At 33.7% G+C, this 18027-nt stretch carries 14 protein-coding genes and 2 pseudogenes; 5 read left to right on the forward strand and 11 right to left on the reverse strand.

Features of this window, described 5'->3' with window-relative positions; genetic code table 11:
- Positions 1-207: 207 nt before the first annotated feature.
- The 7 genes from Dongsha4_RS07665 to rpmH form a co-directional block, all read right to left on the reverse strand.
- Complete coding sequence (locus tag Dongsha4_RS07665; protein ID WP_330205089.1) at positions 208-5478, reverse strand: translocation/assembly module TamB domain-containing protein; 5271 nt, start codon at positions 5476-5478, stop codon at positions 208-210.
- Positions 5479-5576: 98 nt separating this feature from the next.
- Positions 5577-6077 (reverse strand): DUF177 domain-containing protein, encoded by a 501-nt coding sequence (locus Dongsha4_RS07670; protein WP_330205090.1) that lies wholly within the window; start codon positions 6075-6077, stop codon positions 5577-5579.
- A 168-nt stretch (positions 6078-6245) separates the two neighbouring features.
- Entirely contained in the window at positions 6246-6734 is a 489-nt protein-coding gene (locus tag Dongsha4_RS07675) for a protein jag (protein ID WP_330205091.1), read from the reverse strand.
- Positions 6735-6762: 28 nt separating this feature from the next.
- Complete coding sequence (gene yidC, locus Dongsha4_RS07680; RefSeq protein WP_330205092.1) at positions 6763-7908, reverse strand: membrane protein insertase YidC; 1146 nt, start codon at positions 7906-7908, stop codon at positions 6763-6765.
- A gap of 276 nt (positions 7909-8184) precedes the next feature.
- Positions 8185-8577 carry a PH domain-containing protein gene (locus Dongsha4_RS07685; protein ID WP_330205093.1) on the reverse strand — a complete coding sequence of 131 codons (393 nt, stop codon included), beginning with the start codon at positions 8575-8577 and terminating at the stop codon, positions 8185-8187.
- Positions 8567-8926, reverse strand: a complete 360-nt coding sequence (rnpA, locus tag Dongsha4_RS07690) for a ribonuclease P protein component (protein ID WP_330205094.1) — start codon at positions 8924-8926, stop codon at positions 8567-8569. Before rnpA ends, Dongsha4_RS07685 begins: the two co-directional genes overlap by 11 nt.
- Before the next feature lie 79 nt (positions 8927-9005).
- Positions 9006-9143 carry a 50S ribosomal protein L34 gene (gene rpmH, locus Dongsha4_RS07695; RefSeq protein ID WP_015218994.1) on the reverse strand — a complete coding sequence of 46 codons (138 nt, stop codon included), beginning with the start codon at positions 9141-9143 and terminating at the stop codon, positions 9006-9008.
- Positions 9144-9588: 445 nt separating this feature from the next.
- Here rpmH and mnmE point away from each other — a divergent pair, with 445 nt between their 5' ends.
- The 3 genes and pseudogenes from mnmE to Dongsha4_RS07710 all read left to right on the forward strand — a co-directional run bounded on the left by mnmE (position 9589) and on the right by Dongsha4_RS07710 (position 12714).
- Positions 9589-10968: a tRNA uridine-5-carboxymethylaminomethyl(34) synthesis GTPase MnmE gene (gene mnmE / locus Dongsha4_RS07700; RefSeq protein ID WP_330205095.1), complete on the forward strand. Its 1380-nt coding sequence runs from the start codon at positions 9589-9591 to the stop codon at positions 10966-10968.
- Positions 10969-11156: 188 nt separating this feature from the next.
- Positions 11157-11555: a thioesterase family protein gene (locus Dongsha4_RS07705; protein WP_330205096.1), complete on the forward strand. Its 399-nt coding sequence runs from the start codon at positions 11157-11159 to the stop codon at positions 11553-11555.
- Between the two features lie 127 nt (positions 11556-11682).
- Positions 11683-12714: pseudogene (locus tag Dongsha4_RS07710) on the forward strand (IS4 family transposase).
- Positions 12715-12770: 56 nt separating this feature from the next.
- Here the strand turns inward: Dongsha4_RS07710 and tsaB are convergent.
- The 4 genes from tsaB to Dongsha4_RS07735 form a co-directional block, all read right to left on the reverse strand.
- Positions 12771-13403 (reverse strand): tRNA (adenosine(37)-N6)-threonylcarbamoyltransferase complex dimerization subunit type 1 TsaB, encoded by a 633-nt coding sequence (gene tsaB / locus Dongsha4_RS07720; RefSeq protein WP_330205099.1) that lies wholly within the window; start codon positions 13401-13403, stop codon positions 12771-12773.
- A complete protein-coding gene (locus Dongsha4_RS07725) occupies positions 13396-14229 on the reverse strand; it encodes a tetratricopeptide repeat protein (RefSeq protein WP_330205100.1) in 834 nt (277 codons plus the stop codon). Before Dongsha4_RS07725 ends, tsaB begins: the two co-directional genes overlap by 8 nt.
- A 20-nt stretch (positions 14230-14249) precedes the next feature.
- On the reverse strand, positions 14250-15395 hold the full coding sequence (locus Dongsha4_RS07730; protein WP_330205101.1) for an FtsW/RodA/SpoVE family cell cycle protein: 1146 nt from the start codon (positions 15393-15395) through the stop codon (positions 14250-14252).
- Positions 15396-15497: 102 nt separating this feature from the next.
- On the reverse strand, positions 15498-15665 hold the full coding sequence (locus Dongsha4_RS07735; protein WP_330205102.1) for a hypothetical protein: 168 nt from the start codon (positions 15663-15665) through the stop codon (positions 15498-15500).
- Positions 15666-15886: 221 nt separating this feature from the next.
- Here Dongsha4_RS07735 and Dongsha4_RS07740 point away from each other — a divergent pair, with 221 nt between their 5' ends.
- On the forward strand, positions 15887-17062 hold the full coding sequence (locus tag Dongsha4_RS07740) for a hypothetical protein (RefSeq protein WP_330205103.1): 1176 nt from the start codon (positions 15887-15889) through the stop codon (positions 17060-17062).
- Between the two features lie 147 nt (positions 17063-17209).
- A pseudogene (locus Dongsha4_RS18980) lies at positions 17210-17392 on the forward strand (helix-turn-helix domain-containing protein); the annotation flags it as partial.
- Positions 17393-18027: the final 635 nt, after the last annotated feature.

Consider the following 18027-nt stretch of genomic DNA (forward strand, 5'->3'; position numbering starts at 1 on the left):
CATTTTTGATTTGAAAAATAACTTATCAATATGAGAAATTTAACTTGTATTGCTCAGGTAATATTTTTTATATTCTATTAATGTATAAATTTCGACTGCTGTTAATTATTTACTCTTTATCTAAAATAATAACACTTGACTTATTCTGTTTAAAAACAAATTTATTGGGCATATAAACATCTTGTAAAGGCCAATTAAATGTAAACATTAAAAACGATGTTCAAATTCTAATACTCCTCTTGTATCTTGTTCAAAATCACTTGAACCTCTAAAAATAGTTTGGTCATTGAGACGATAGCGAATACTATATCTAGGGGATTGCTCATTAGTTAATATTTTCATAATAGAAATAGACAAATCATCTGTCAAATCTAAAGCTAATTCAGCCCCTAAGCCAAGAGTAGAAATACGGTTTTCGGGATCTAATATTTGAGTAGGAAATAATCTTAATTCATCAAATCCAAATGCTTTTTGAATTTCCCCTTGCACACCACCTAAAAACGCCGCACTAGCTAAATTAACTAAATCAAGATTACCATTTGCTTCTGTTAAATTATTGAAAAACCCCCCCCCTAAAAGAGCGATAATTTCTGCTTCATTTCTTTGAGGACTACTACTTAATACTATATTATTTTCTAAGTTATCACTCCATCCTTTTATTCCTGCTTTAATTTTAATTGTTTGAACTGTGTCGATGGAAAAATTAGTTAAATCTCTAATCTCATTACTATTGGATGTATCTGCAAATTGATAGCGACTTGTCTCTGTTACTGAACTTTCCAACTGTAAATCAAGATAAGGGTTAAACCCATTTTCAGGAGTAAATTTTGCTGTATTGTTATAGTTATTAGCAAGACTTAATTGACTGGTAAATAAGTTTATATTACCGTCAGTTAAGTGAATTATTCCTTGAGGAGATAAATTATTTAACTTGCCTTTTAAGTTTAATTGTCCTTTAGCTCTTAAATTTAAAATAGGAGGTTGTTCAATAATAATATCATCTTTTAAATTAATATATAAATCGCTTATATTAATATCATTCAGTAAACCTTGCTCACTAATTATTTTGTCTGATTGATTTTTAGTTAGCTCAATCTGTCCATCATATAAATTAATTTCCCCTCCCAATTTAGGACGAATAAAACTTCCTGATATATTTAACTCAGCAGAGGCGTTGCCTCTATATAATTCATTAAGATTTAAACTTAAATCATTAACATTTAAACTTAAAAATTGACTATCCAATTGAGAATCAACTAGAGGCAAACGTCCATTTAAACTGATACTGCCTCCACTAAATTCTCCCACTAAACTAGGAATATTTAATTGGCTAAAATCAAATAAAACTTGACCATTAATATTAGAAATCGTTTGATTATCAATAGCTTTTCCTTGGACAACTCCATTATTTAATGTGATGATACCCTCTGTATTAACTTCTTTAATAGAGTTATTTTCTTGATTATATTTTCCTTTTATATTCAAATCAATATTGCCGTCTCCTTCTAACCATTTTAACTGATTATTAGTGAGTATATCGAGTAAGGTAAAACCATCTTTATTTAAGTTTATATCAAGTTTAAAATCATTATTCTTAGGTTTTGATGAATTAGGAAAAATTTGAAAAGGAAGGCTTCCTATTAGTTTTAATGATTCATTATTATTAGTTAAATTACTACTAGCTAAAAAATCAATACGAGAATTTCTTAAGCCAAAACTGGCATTAGTTTGATCAATATTTTTATTATTTATTTGTACATCAATAGCTTCAATATTTCCTTTTGCCAGAGGATTTTTTTCACTACCACTAATTGCGATCGCACTATTAACATTTCCTTGTATATTTAAGGTATCAGGTAAATTAGCTATATCAGCTATTTGAGAAAGAGGAAAATTAGATAAAGTAACCTCTCCAGATATTCTTTCAGGTTGAAAAGTCCCAGTTAAAGATAAAATTGTTTCATCGCTTTTAATAATAACAGGGAGAAATGTGAGTAAACTATTGTGATAACTGCCCGTAACTTGTAAAAAATTGCCTTCATAGCTTCCCCATTGCCAACTATTCCCACGAAAATCAAAATCAGCCTTAACACCATCCTGAGATGAAAAACCTAAGTTTATCACACCATTAAATTTACCCGTTAATTCTTCTAAAGAAGGTAAGTTTTTATCTAAGATTTTCTCCCTTTTTAAAATTAAATTATTCTCAACTTTTTGCAGAGTGTCGATTGTCTCTAAAAGCGAATCTCCCTCCGAATTAATGGCAAAAAGCGGGGGATTAGCAGATAAATCACTCTCTGAAGGTAAAGAAGCGGATTTATTAGAAACAACGGAAATAGTATCATTTTCGACAGAATATTGGTTATCACTATTACTATTAGCAGAGTATAAATCTTTTGCAGAGGCGTATTCCCTTGGCTGAAAACCTTTTGATATATCAGAAAACTCAAAAAATTCCCAACTGGTAAGAAGATTTTGAATATCTCCATTTCGAATTTCCACATCTAATTTTAATTGTGGATTATGAGTTAAAGAAACCAATTCTCCTGTAAACTTATATTCATTTTCTTGATGTTGTAAATTACCATTAATAAATTCAATCACATCATTTTTCATTACGACTTCACTGGTGAGAATATCTCCATGAAGATGATTTAAACTCGGTTTTGTAATGGTGATTTTAGAGGCATCAATATTATAATCATTTAAGTTTAAACTTACCTCTCCTGAAAGAATACCCCCAACTTCTTTAATTTCCGAAGGTAGATAACTTTTCCAAGATTTTGTCACCTTATCTAAGGGTATCTCACTCATATCAACAACGAAATTTTCCGACTCTCTTAAACCTCTTAATTGTGTGCTGTCTTTTTGCAGATAGATTTCTTGGGGTTTTAATTGATTGTCTAAGGTTACGGCTAATTTATCTTCACTATCACTATCATTTAAAGCCAAATCCAATCCCTGTTGTGGAGAAAAAGATAATTCACCCCGAAGAGGAGAAAAGTTTAAATTAGCTATCTCAAATTTGTTAAGGGTAACATCTCCTTTTAACTGAGGTTGAGAAAGATTTCCAATTAATTTACCTTGAAAATCAACATTACCCTGATAATTAAGTAAACTCAAGGAAGCAGGTAAGGATAGTTTTGACAAACTCATTTGTTGAGTAGTCACATCCAAATCAAAATCTTCTATGGTTTGAGTTTTGGTATCTAAATTAATTATTCCCCTTGCTTGAAAATTCTCACTAACTGCCCGATTAACTTGTAAGTATTCCCCATTCCAACCAAAAGATACTGTCACTGGTTGAGAAATTAAGCTAATTCCTTGAGTAAAAGATAAATTACCGTCAACACTTATTTTATCTGGGGTAATAGAATTCACATTCCCTTTTACTGTTAAATCTCCTTTGACTTGCCCCTCCCAACTATTATCAAGTTGAGAAAGAGAAAAACCCTCAGTAAAAGTATTGGCAATAAAATTATTTTCTGCAACTTTGATTTGATTAACTTTAATTTTTCCTTGAGGTAAAAATATATCGCCTTGCCCTTCTATATTTATATTTTCTTGATTATCTAAATCTCCCTTAACAATTAAACCTGCTGTTATATTACCTTTATCAATTCCATGCACATTGAGAAATTGATTTTCTGGATTATTCGATAAAGATAAAAGTTGAGTCAGGGGAAAATTATTAACCTCCAAGGTGGTTTGCCAGTTATTATCCTTGAGATGAGTATTTTCTAATACAATCTGATTTTCTCCTAGGTTAAAAGAAAAATTCCCCTCTAGCTTTAAGTTTTCTTGGTTTAGGTTTTGAGTATTACCACTTAAGTTAAAATTCCCCTGAAGTATAGAATCTTGACATTTTAATTTTTCACAGTTGATGAAGGATAAATCTCGTAAACTTCCTTGGGAAATTTCTATATTGGCTAACCATGAATCAGAGTTAAGTTGTAGGTTTTTAACCCTTGCCTCTCCTTGGGGTAACTTTATGTTGGAAGCACCTGTTAATTGAAAATTAGAAAATTCTTGCCAATTCCCAGAAAAATTATAATTACCTGAAATTTTCCCCAGAGAAATCGGTAATGTTTGTTGATAAAGATTGAGAAGTTTTTCGCCATCAATTTCTTTTCCTTGCCAATCAATACTAAATTTGCTGTTAGCTTTTTGTAAGTTGATAAAACCGTTGCCTTTTATTTCACCTCCTATTTTTGGCAATATGGTGACATCTTCTATATTTAACTGAGAGTCAATAATAGCTAAATTAGCGGTTATTTTATCAAGAGGAATTTTGGCAACCTTAATTTCTTCATCTGCATTGGTAATTTTTACTTTAACTATCGGATTATAGACATTACCTGTTAGGCTAACATTCCCTTGAATTTTTCCTTCTGTTTCTAAATTAAATGGGGTTAACTTCAAAGAGGAAGCTACATCGTCAATGGTTAGAGAATTAGTAATATTGGCATTAATATTCAAGTTTCTATTTTTATCGATAATGCCTGTAACTTGAGTTGGAATTAAACCTAAATTAGTTGTAATGTTATCTAGTTTGATTTCTCCATTTTTTGATAGGTTTATATTGCCATTGCTGTTAACTAGGGGATAAGGTAGTTGTGGAAAAGAAACATCTACTTGGTTAACGTTAATGTTGCCTTCAATACTGTCAAGGGTTTCATTTTGAAATTCAAGAATAAGATTGCTATTTAGTTTGCCTGAGTTTATTTGTAGGGGTAATCTGACTAAATTGAGTTGATTAAAAGTATCTGTCAAGATATTTTCGGCGTTAATATTTAACACCCATTGGTTATCTGAAGGGATTCTCCATCCAGTTAGGTTAACATTTCCCCCTGCAACAACATTTCCTTCTACATTGAATAAATTTTTATTTTCTTCAAAGATGAAATTGGCTAGGTTGATATTTAACTGAGAATATTTTTCTGGATTGAGATTATTTTTGACGAATAAATTACCACTATTTAGTTGTATGTCATTAACATTGACAGTTAATCCCCAAGGTAAGCTACTTTTTTGACTACTAATATTTAGTGTTAACCAACTATCATTTTTATCTTGTTGTAGATAAATTTCTCCTTGATTGAGAGTGATGTCTAAATCTAATTTTTTTGATAGTAGTGTTAGGGGGTTGAAATGGACTATAATTTCTTCTACGATAGCAGAATCGTTTTCTGTGGCGGTAGTGGGGATAATTGTTTTCCCAATAGTTAAATGATTAAAAGAAATCGTATTTATTTTACCTAGTTTAATAGGACGAGAAAGGTAATTACTAATAGATTTTTCTAGTAAGGGGTTTAGTTTTTCTGTAGTGAAATGCCATCCGTAGCTTAATCCTCCTCCTACAGATAATAAAGTCAGGTAGGTAAACCAGCGCCAAAGGTTTTTTTGATTCTGAATGGCTTGTGTGGTTACTTTATTTTTCTTAGAGTTTGATAGGGAATAGTCGGAGGAGTCAATCATCTCTTTTGCGGATAGTGGTCATGTTTTTGTCTCTAGCTTATCCTAATTATTCTAAGTTAAGAATTAAATGATCGTCCCTTCAAGTAATTAATTTTTTTCTAATTATCCATTAATGATTTTAGATTAGCTAAAGCTGACCAACGTTGATCATTTTTATTGTTATCTGTGGATGTTTTGCCGGGAGGTTGACAATCATTACTACATAAACTGCGTAGGGGAATGGCTAAAGATAGTTGTTGATAAATCCATTCCTCTATAATTAATTCTCCGTCGGGGGGTAAACTTTCCCATAAATCTTCCCCTGTAATTTCTCTTTCGGGGGGATAATATTGATCTAATTCGGCTTCGTATTTGAGATAAATAATTTCTGAGGTATCGACTTTTAAACGATAATTAAATGTTTGTAAACATCGATCGCACGTTAATGTAAGAATAGTATCTGCTTGTAATTGTAACTCTAAAAAGTTACCCCCATGACGCACTTGAAATATTCCTTTTACGGGGATAAGAGTGGTTAAGCCTGAGATGCGATCGCACAACTTGATTTTCATGGTTTGCTCAGGCATTTTTAGCAGTTGTGGAATATAAATAGTTTCCATCAGTGAATAATCAATAGATTTTAAAAGGGCAAAGTTGAAAAGGGCAAGGGGCAAGAGAAAAACCTCCCTTTATCCCCCCTATTTAGGTAGTAGAGGAGAAGGCAAAAGTGTTTAATTAACTTCCCCTAATCCCTCAACATCCTAACACCCTAACACCTGAAACCTATATTATCGTCTTAATTTTACGATCAAACGGCGATCAGGCTCATTTCCTTCGCTTTCTGTGGCTAAATCTCCTGATTTCTCCAAAAAGCTATGAACTTGTCTTCTTTCTACCGATGATAAATAGCGTATTTCCTCTGGCATTCCCGTAATACGAACTCTATCGGCGGCTTTTTGTGCGATCGCCATTAGTTCAGCTTGACGACGAATACGATAACCATTTAACTCCACTGTGAAAAAACGTTCTTCCCCATCAAATACTCCGATATTTAACAAAACATTAGCTAAATACTGTAAAGCATCAATGGTTTCACCTTTTTTCCCAATTAAATTTTCAATGACGTTGGGAGTTAATTTAGTTTCATCAATGGTTAGCCAACAAGAAATTGCTCTCTCTTCTTGTTCAACTCTACCAATAGTAACACTGGCAGAAACACCCATTAAAGTTAGTAATGTTTCTAACCACTTTTTACCCCTTTGGATTTGTTCATCCATAATTTATCAATTAATTCCTACTACACTACTAAGAAGTTTTTTCTTTCTTTTTCAGATTTTTTTTCTCAAAAGGAAGATTATCTCTGGTTTTATTGGCTTTTTCTCTTTCTGCCACAATTTTTTGCAAGTTTTCTGGCAAAGGTTCTCTCATGAGAACTAAAGTTTGAATCGTTTGAAAAACGTTAGCAATAACGATATACATTAAAACCCCTGCAGGAAGAGGGAAAAATAAAAACATCCCAGAAAAAATAACAGGTGTAATTTTATTCACCGTTTGTTGCTGTTCATTTCCGCCAGTATTTTGTCCGCCACCAGACAATTCTTGGTTAAGATAAATACTGAAACCGAAGAAGATTACCATGCCGAGAATATCCCAGTTAATCGTACCATCATCGCCGACAACTCCTACACGTCCGAGGGCTTTAATAAACAAAAACCCTTTATCGGCGGCAATACCGGGGATAGTTATTTGAATGGTTGCATCTCCAGTGGAAAGGGCTTGAATCTCACCATCTTCAGTCACCATGACTCTTTCTTGCCCTTTGGTAACTTCCCAACGGGGTTGTAAATGACTGTCAGAATAATCGCTAACGATAGATTGTAATGATTTGCCTTCTGTGGTTTGCAATTCAATTTGTTCTTTTTCCCCTACCACTAACTTGTTTCCTGCTGGTAGAATGGCAGAAATACGATTATGTACCCCGTCATTGATAAATACATTTTGAGCCTTTGTGGCAAAGGGTTGAGGTTGAATACGCTCGATTTGTTCTTGGGGGAAGATTTGCACATCAACGGTATAGTTAATATCTGCAAATGGTGAACCTCTGAGGGTAGCAAACAAAGCGAATAGGATAGGCATTTGTAACAGCAAGGGTAAACAACCAGCTAGAGGATTGCCCAATTCCTGCATTAGTTTCCCCATTTCTTCTTGTTGTTTTTGGGGATTATCTTTATATTTTTTCTGAATCTCTGCCTGTCTTTCTTTCATCAAAGGCTGAGTGATACGCATTTTTCTCATATTGCGAATTTGTCCTGCACTCAGAGGATAAACCGCAAACCTAACGACTAATGTTAGGGCAATAATTCCGAATCCATAACTAGGCACAATCCCATAGAAGAAGTCAAGGATTGGCAACATGATGTTTGTGGATATAAAACCTATACCAAAATCCATTTTGATCTCGTTTTTTCTACTTTTACTTTATTTAATTTGATTGTCAGCAATTATTAACAAATACTCTAACGCTTTAAAATAATGGTTAATTATTGAATGTGTTTTGGGAAAAACATAGTCTATTTTAAGTTATTGACGACATCACTTTGGATCTATTTTTTTCCAGAATGTCCCAGAATGTAAATGATAAGTAAAAATTGCTGATAACTAATCTAATGGCTAAAGATGCAAAGCTCTATATCATCAATCCAAAGAAAAAGTAATGGTCAATGAATCTTATTTTGCGATCGCATCTACGGGTTTACCCGTTTTATCCGCCGCTTTTTCGGCTATGTAGTCATAAATTTCCCGAAAACGAGGTAATGCTCGCATTTCCAAACGACTTTTATCTTTTAAAGTAACCACAATGTCACCCCAAAAACCTAAACCACGAGGCACTTTTACCACTCGGACAATTTCTGAATAAATAATATCGGTGCGATCGCGCCCCATCCAACCACCAGTAACAGAGATACGACGGTCAGTAATACGATAACGCAACCAAATAGAACGTACGATAGCTCCCACCGTTAAAGGTAAGCAAATAACAGTAAACGCCAATAAAATATTGATAATTAGATCCCCCACATGAGGACCTCCTTCATAGAATACGTCTTCTCTAATACCCATTGATTATATTCGCCTTAATTAACAACTTCTCTAATTCTCTCAAAAAATGTTCATAATTGCATTCTTTAACTTCAGGTTTTACCACAATCACAATAAACCAAGGGGATGAAATCCGGGGCAACAAAGAGCGAAAAGCAACTCGAATATGCCTTTTTATTTGATTACGAACCACCGCTTTCTTACTCACTTTACGGCTAACACTAATCCCTATTTGGGTATAAACAGAAACAGACTCATCCACCCGTAACGCTCGGACAATAAAATAACGACTAGAGCGGCGAATACCCTGTTGATAAACAGATTGGAAATTTAAACGCCGTTTCAGTCGATGCTTTGATGGTAGTCCCACCTATATTTCACAGTAAATTTAATGATTAGTAATATCAAACTTAAAATGCTAAATTTAGCTTCTTGCTTTAACAGTAATTTTATACTGCTAATCTTTTTCTACCCTTATTGCGACGAGCTTGAATTACCTTTCTACCATTTTTGGTTCTCATACGGGCACGGAAACCAGAGGTTCTTTTTTGCTTACGTCTAGTACCGTTTAATGTATATTTACTCATAGTTTTTAAATATTTGGCTTATTTATTATAAAAAACAGCGTTTACTATTATAAGTCACACTGGTTAACCCCGTCCAGATTCAATTCTAAACTTTAACATCAACTTAATGTCGTGAAGATTTTAATTTTTCCTTTAAACTGAATAAAAAATTAAGCCTAGCACCTTGCCAAGGCAAATGTTGTTTCAAAGTTTGACGAAGTAAGTTAATCTGATTTATAGGAGAGTTTGTATGAGATTGTGATTAATTTCCCTTAAACTCTCTACTGGCAAATATTGCAATTCCTTTCCTTCTTTTATTGTCCTGCACTAAGGTAAAAACTATATCAAAAGAAGCAAGAATAAATTTTTTTGATTTTAAGCCTAACACCTGACACCTGAAATCTGAAACCTAACATCTAAAATCACCAGAAAACTTTTTCACCAGACCATAATTAACTTAAAGTTCGTGCAAAAAATTGTTCAACAAGAAACCATAGTTGCGATCGCATCTGCTGTAGTACCCTGTCAGGGCAGTATTGGTGTTGTCCGATTAAGCGGTCAGAAAGCCTTAGAAATAGCAAAAAGGATTTTTCACCCTCAAGGCAAAAAACAATGGGAATCCCATCGCATTCTTTACGGTTATATCAAACATCCCGACCATAACACCATCGTCGATGAAGCATTGTTGTTACCCATGTTCTCCCCCCGTTCTTACACAAGGGAAGATGTGATTGAATTTCACTGTCATGGGGGTATAATGCCCGTACAGCAAGTATTAGAATTATGTTTGGAACAAGGAGCAAGGTTAGCAAATTCAGGAGAATTTACCCTCAGAGCCTTTTTAAATGGTAGAATTGACCTCACTCAAGCCGAAAGTATTGCCGAGATTGTTGGAGCAAAATCTGTAGAGGCTTCTACCGTTGTACTAGCATCTCTCAGGGGAAAACTTGCACAACCGATCAAAAATATTCGGCAAACCCTTTTAGATATTCTGGCAGAAGTAGAGGCAAGAATTGATTTTGAGGACGATTTACCGCCCCTCGATGAAGACCAAGTTAAGCAAAATTTACAGGCTAGTTTAGAAGAAATTAAACAGATTTTAGCTACCAAAGATCAAGGGGAATTATTACGCAGTGGGATAAAAGTTGCGATCGTTGGTCAGCCAAATGTAGGTAAATCAAGTCTTTTGAATGCTTGGAGCAGATGCGATCGCGCTATTGTCACCGACTTACCCGGTACAACCAGAGATGTGGTAGAATCCCAATTGGTAGTAAAAGGCATACCCATTCAAGTATTAGACACCGCAGGAATAAGAAACACGGAAGACACAGTGGAAAAAATAGGTGTAGAAAGGTCACTACAAGCCGTCAACCAAGCAGACTTAATTCTATTTACTATAGATGCCAGTCAAGGATGGACAGAAAAAGAAACAGAAATTTATGAAAAAATAAAAGGACTCAACATTATACTGGTCATCAATAAAACCGACTTAGGAAATCCTGACACTATCAATTATCCTCCAGAAATAAAGCAAATAGTCAACACCGCCGCCGCTAAAAATGAAGGCATAGAAGCATTAGAATCAGCCATTATTAATACCATAGAAAAAGGGAAAACTACCGCCAGAAATTTGGATATTGCCATTAACCAGAGACAAGCCGCCGCTTTAACTCGTGCTAAACTAGCTTTAAATCAAGTAGAAGAAACAATCAAAAACCAATTACCTCTCGACTTTTGGACTATCGACTTACGCACAGCTATTCAAGCATTAGGAGAAATAACAGGGGAAGAAGTCACAGAATCTGTTTTAGACCGCATTTTTAGCCGTTTTTGTATTGGCAAATAACATCTATTTTTATCTTTTGTTTAATGCAGGAATATCGGATTTAGGAAGGTATTATCAGTAAGATAATGATTTTGATTCATAGTTATAAATTATTTATCTAACTATGTCTTATTTATATATCAGTGGCGAATCAGTAATTTATGCAGTAACGATTAAAATACTTTTATGTTGCAAAACTAGAAAAAATAATGAGTAATTTTAGTTATTCCAGAAAAATTCATTTTGCCGATACAGACTCAGCCGGGGTAGTGTATTTTTCCAATTTACTGTCAATTTGTCATGAGGCTTACGAGGAAGTTTTATTAAGTTTAGGCATAAATTTAAGTAATTTTTTTACAGATAAGCAATTAGCAATTCCCATTATTCACGCAGAAATCGATTTTTTTAAACCTTTATTTTGTGGTGATTTGATTAATATTCAATGCCAAATAAATTATATTAGTGATAAAGTTTTTGATGTTAATTATTTGGTAGAAAAAGATAAAAACCTAATTGCAAAAGCCATTACTAGACATATTTGCATCAACCCAGAAACCAGAGAATCACAATTTATTCCTAGTTATTTAAAAACACTTTTTGATAAATAGATTATGAGCATGGGCTATTTTGCTGTAAATGTGCTTAGTACAGGACAAAAAAGTAAAGAAAGAAGTTGCAATATTTACCAGCAGGGGGTTTGATAGAAATTAACTACAAAATCAAACAAACCCTCCTATGAATCAGATTAACTTACTTCGTTCCACTTTGAAACAACATTTGCCTTGGCATGGTGCTCGACTTAATTTTTTAGCATTATTTTTAATTGCACTCATCCGTGTTCGGACTGTTGATTTGAGTAGTCTCTCTCTTGCTTTTCGTACATCGGCTAAAGCGGAATCTAACTATAAAAGATTACAACGCTTTTTTGCTAAATTTGATTTAGATTTTGCTCTTATCGCCAAAGTTGTTGTCTCATTAATGGATATACCTCAACCTTGGGTGTTGAGTATTGATAGAACACAGTGGTGTTTTGGCCCTACCTGTTTTAATATTTTTGTTTTGGGTATCATTCATAATGGTGTTGCCTTCCCTGTCGCTTGGACGATGTTAGAGAAAAAAGGAAACTCGAATAGCTGTGAAAGAATGGATTTGTTAGATCAATTTTTGCAGATTTTCCCTCATGCCCAAGTATCCTACGTTTGTGGTGATAGAGAGTTTATTGGTAAAGAATGGTTAACCTATTTAATGATTGAACCTCACATTCCTTTTCGTTTGAGGATTAAGGCAGATCATAAAATTAGTAACGGGCAAAAAAGTTTAGCCGCATCAATTATGTTTGTTCATCTTCAAATTGGGGAGCGTCAAACTCTCTTTGGTAAACGTTGGGTTTGGGGTAGACAAGTCTATGTTTCGGCTCTACGCTTAGATGACGGTGAGTTACTGATTGTGATTAGCAGTGAATCTCCTGACACGGCCATTGCTGATTATGCTCATCGATGGGGTATTGAAACGCTGCAAGTGAATGTTTAAAACTAGAGGATTCAATTTGGAATCAACTCATTTTAATCAACAAGAAAGACTGAGTAAATTATTGGCGTTAATGAGTTTAGCTTTATGTTGGGCAATTCTAATGGTCGATGGTTACATGAACAAATACCCTTGAAAATCAAAAAACATGGTCGTAGGTCAAAAAGTATTTTTCGTTATGGACTCGATCATTTACGGACGGGCAGCGTAGCTGTGCCTTCGGCATCGCTCTTGATTTAGACTTAAGATCTAGTGATTTTATTCACTGTTTAAAATTTTTGTCCTGTACTTAGAAGTTAATTATAAAACGGCTGTAAAGTCTGCCAACTATCAACATTTATTATCCCTTCGTAATTCATTTTAATCTCAGCTATTTCTAATAAATTTTTAGCAGTAAATCCCAACTTATCAGGGGCGAATACTACCTCTATTTTTTCTTCAAATTTCACTTGATACTTACTAACTATTTCCATCCATTTCTGTTTTTTTAACTGCTCATCAGCAAGTATTTTTATTAATAAATAGTTATCTTTTTTTTGATAAATTCCACCATAAATATCTTCATTATTAGCTCTCATTTCTATTGCTAAAAGAGAATTTTCTGGCTTATTTATTGCCTGATTCCATGCGAAAGTTTCTAAAGTAGAGATACCATAAACAGGAATATTTAATTGTTGTGCTAGGGTTTTAGCTGTTACTACCCCTATTCTGGTACTAGTATAACTCCCAGGTCCGATCGCAACTACGAGAAAATCCAAATCTGACCACAAACACAAAGGAGTCATAAATTCTTGCAATTTTACCTGTAATAAATTGGCTAAATCCCTACCTAAATCCCACGACTGACAATAATATTTTCCATGATTATCAACAAAAGCAACCCCTAATTCCCCCGTTGTAGTGTGTAAAGCTAATCCTTTTTTATTCATTAATTTCTGATTCAGGTATTTGGTTAAATGGATTTTCTGATGATTGATTTTGATTAATTTTATTAAGTAATTCTTGGTTTTTCTGCTCTAAATTTTTAATTTGATTTTGCAATTCTATGATTCTATTTTCTAAATCATTATTAATTCTTTGTTGATTTCTTAATTGTTCCAAAGACTCATTATATAATAAAGTTTGTTCTTTTCTTAAAGTATCTATTTCTGAATTGAGTTCTTGTTGTAAACTTTGCAAAATTTGGTCATTTTTATTAAATAAATTTAAGGATAAATTATCAGAAATAAAAAATCCAATTATCGAACCACAAAATAAAACGGTAATTGCCCCTAAACTCCAAAATCGATATTGATAGTTACGAATAGATTGATCTAATTTAGCTAATAATTTGAGAGATTCTTGATCATCGGGTTGAATTTCTAAACATTGCTTAATTCTTAGTCTTGCTTGTATTTCATCCTGACGGTTATGCTTATCTTTCCATCTACCAATATAAGCATTAATTAATAAATGTAACATCGGTAAATGAGACGGATTAAAAGCCAAGGCTTCTTCCAATTCTGCGATCGCATCTTCCCAATGATTGAGAGAAAAATAACCCTGAGCCCTTAAAAAATGAGCTTGAGATTGTTTTTGAGCAATAGCAATTTCCCCATCACTAATACCTAATTCTGAGGCAATTTTCAGCAACTCCTCATTAGTAGGAATAGTTTGTTGTAACTGAGTCAATTCCGTTACCCGTTGAATATAATTTTCAATGGCTTGATTGCGATTATTTAAGAAATTATAATCCTCCATAGGTTGTACCATCATTCCCTTAAAATACTCACCAACTAAACAGAAGTCTTTTCAGTAATATTAGTTTCAATAGCAACTCGAATTAATAAAGCAACCAACATTAAACTACTTAACACCGAACTACCACCATAACTTAAAAAAGGAAAAGGCAAACCAGTAGTTGGTAACGCACCTATATTAACACCTATATTAATTAAAGACTGCCCAATTAAAATAACCATTACCCCCACAGCAATTAAACGTTTCGTCGGGTGGTGACAACGAATAGCCACCAAAAAAGAAATAGTAGTAAAACTAAGCAATAGCAAGATTAATAATAGACAACCAATAAATCCAAACTCTTCTGCAAACACCGCAAAAATAAAATCCGTATATTGGAAAGGTAAATAAAACAATTTTTGTTGAGACATCCCAAAACCAACCCCATACTCTCTCCCCGAACCAATTGCCAATAGACTTTGCACCAACTGATAACCATCCCCCCTCGCATCTGCCCAAGGATCAACAAAAGAAGTAATACGTCTTAACTGATAAGGATTTACCATCACACTTAAACCAGCCACCAACATTCCCCCCATAGCAGTTACGATTAACTGAAGATAAGGCACACCACCAGCCAAAGCCATTAACCATAAAGTCATACCACACAAAGCCGTTGTACTCAAGTTAGGTTGCTTCAAAATACAGGCTAAAGTAAAAGCGAAAATTCCCAACCATGTACCTTTAACCGTCCAATTTAACTTTTTCCAACCACCAAAAACTATTGCCCCCTGTAAAATCAAAAAAGGTTTAAGTAATTCTGAAGGTTGAACTTGAATTGGGCCTAAACTTAACCATCTCTCCGCCCCATTAATATTTTGTCCCAAACCGATAACAGTCAGAAAAATCATGAATAAACAAGCAACATATCCCCATCCCGACCACTTTAAAATATAACTAATGGGTATCTGAATAATTATCTTAAAAAAAATTAAACCAATAACAGCCCAAAAAAATTGTCTTTGAAAATAATACCAACCATTTCCACTATCCTCAATCCCCACTGCATAGGAAGCAGAAAAAAGAATAATTAAACCAAGAGCAATCCAGAGAAATGTCAACCAGCGTAATAATCTTGCTTCTAATGACCATGTATTAATATCAGGTTGATAAAAAGGTATTAAACGGGGAACTATATTCATCGGCTCGCAGTAACAATGTTTAGGAACTTATTATAGTTCTATTCTGCTTTTAGTTGAGACTTGAATCTTACATATTCCCCTAAAATCCAATGGTTAAGAAATTTAATAAGCACAAATTTGCAATTCAATACTAGGGGTATCGTAGAGATGATCCACTCTAATTTTAAAAACTCCTGCTTGATTGCCTGTATAGTAGAGTTGTTGCGAAATAGGTGATAATAGATATGTCGAATAACATTTTATCTGTCGCTTTAACATTTTATTTGTCATGGGGATAATTCCTCCTCAAATCCCCTTCCCTAAACAATCATAACCATCTTTGAACCCTCCTCATCATCAAAGATAGGTTTAACAAATTAACTGTCACTTCTTCTGATTTGACTTTTGACGATTTATAACACTGACAATTCTGAAAATGGCTGAAAAGCTGAAAGTGTTAAGAATCAAACCGTATGCTTAAATGAAAATGCCCAAAATATTTTTCCTAAATCATGAAATTTCATCTATCTAGCATAATTCAGATTTTCTTTGTCAGATTTAATAGATTATTTCGCTCTCATAAAATTGAAGCATTTGAAGCTATTATGATTTTAGCAATCAGTCATGCCTATGGCTGTTTTAATCCTAAACAATTGGCAGATTTCTTAGGAGTTAATCATCAAAAAATATATGCAGAAATTTCTTCATGGACATTATACAAGCTCCAAAAAGTTTTAAAATTATTGATGGTCAATGTGGCAGTAGAACAGTTACAAATTATTGAAAAAAAGAGTAATTCTACACAGTCAAGGGCAAAGATAACATTTGCTGTAGATGATAGTGTTATTGACAGAGTAGGAAAGAGGTTACGCTGTACATTTACTTGGTATAGTGGACGTTGGAAAAAAGTGGTAAATGGACAAAATATATTAGGAATCATATTAACAATCAATGGAAAAGCAATACCCATTGGATTAAAATATTGCTCCAAACAGGGAAGAAAAAATACGGATAAACCAAGTATTTTAATTGCGATGTTAAAGGAAATTAAAGAAGAATGTCTCAAAGAAAATATCAATATTAGTAAATATCCTATTACTCTCGATTCTTGGTATGTATCACAACAATTAAAAGAACAATTAGATGAACTAGGATTCACCAAAATTATTATGGCTGGGAAAAGTAGTTATGTATTTGAAGGAGAAGATTTTAAAGGAAAAGGAAGTGAATGGAAAAAAAGAGTGGATTATCAAGAAAATCAATGGGGAATAGATGTGCCTTGTGTGAGAAAAAAATTATCAAATCCGACTTTTGGGGAGTTAAATTGGTTATTTTTTCAAAAAAGTAATAGTAGTTGTTATTTATTGATGGATTTAAGTAGTATATCGTTGAGAGGAGTAGAAATATGGCGGATATGGTCTGCACACAATATTATTGAACAGTTTTGGAAAATGTTAAAATCGGTACTAAAAATTGCGGAGATGAAATTAAGGAAACAGGGAATTTATATAGGATTATTAATTAAAGTAATAATGTATTTAATACTGTTATCAATGCAGTTTATGCCTAGTTTAGGTCGTTTATCATTGACGCAAATAATGAGAAAAATAGAATCAACAACTAAGCTACCTGATGTAATCAAAGAGCATTTTCAGCACGATTTTCTAGGGGTTTCAGCTATGGCATAGCTTTTCAGGGTTTTTGGAATTATCAGTAACACAATAGTTGCCATCTTTTAATAATGCGGTTAAAGTAATATTATGTTTTTATGAAACATAAGTATGAGCAAAGAAGAGAATGTAATCCCTGTTGACATCCCCTAAGATGTCCAGAGGAAGATTGAACTCATCAATTATTTAATGGAACCGTGCGATCGCATCTCTTATGGGAAAAAGTTAGATGAAGTGAGTGAGAAGTTAAATTGCTCCCGTCGAACAGTACAACGTATGGTGAAAAAATGGGAAGAAGAAGGAATTAAGGGTCTATTTTCAAGTCAAAGAGCCGATAAAGGTCAACATCGTATAGATCCAGTTTTAGTTGATTTCATTAAAAAGCAGTATATAGAAGGGAATCGGGGAGGAAGTAAAGTTAATCGTTCTCAGATTGCGGTTAAAGCACAAGTTAAAGCCAAACAAGAAGGATTGGAAGTACCCAGTCATATGACTGTTTATCGGATTCTTCAAACCATTATCGATGAACAAGCAGTCAAGAAAAATATTCGGAACCCTGGATGGAAGGGCACTAAATTAAGTTTGAGAACAAAGGATGGCACAATTTTAGAGCCAGAATACAGCAATCACGTCTGGCAATGTGACCATACAGAGGCAGATATTTTATTGGTTGATAGCTCTGGTAAGGTATTTAAACGTCCTTGGTTGACCACCGTAATCGATACTTATTCTCGTTGTATTGTAGGCATAAACCTTGGTTTTGATGCTCCCAGTTCAATTGTAGTAGGTTTAGCACTTCGTCATGCTATTTTGCCCAAAGATTACCCTTCGGACTATCAATTACATGAACAGTGGGGAACTTATGGTAAACCAGAGTATATTTTTACTGATAGCGGTACAGATTTTAAGTCTCATCATGTTCAGCAAATAGCATCTCAGCTAGGTATAACCTGGAAGTTTCGTTCTCGTCCTTCTGAAGGTGG

Origin of the sequence: Cyanobacterium sp. Dongsha4, assembly GCF_036345015.1 — a bacterium.
Classification (GTDB): domain Bacteria; phylum Cyanobacteriota; class Cyanobacteriia; order Cyanobacteriales; family Cyanobacteriaceae; genus PCC-10605.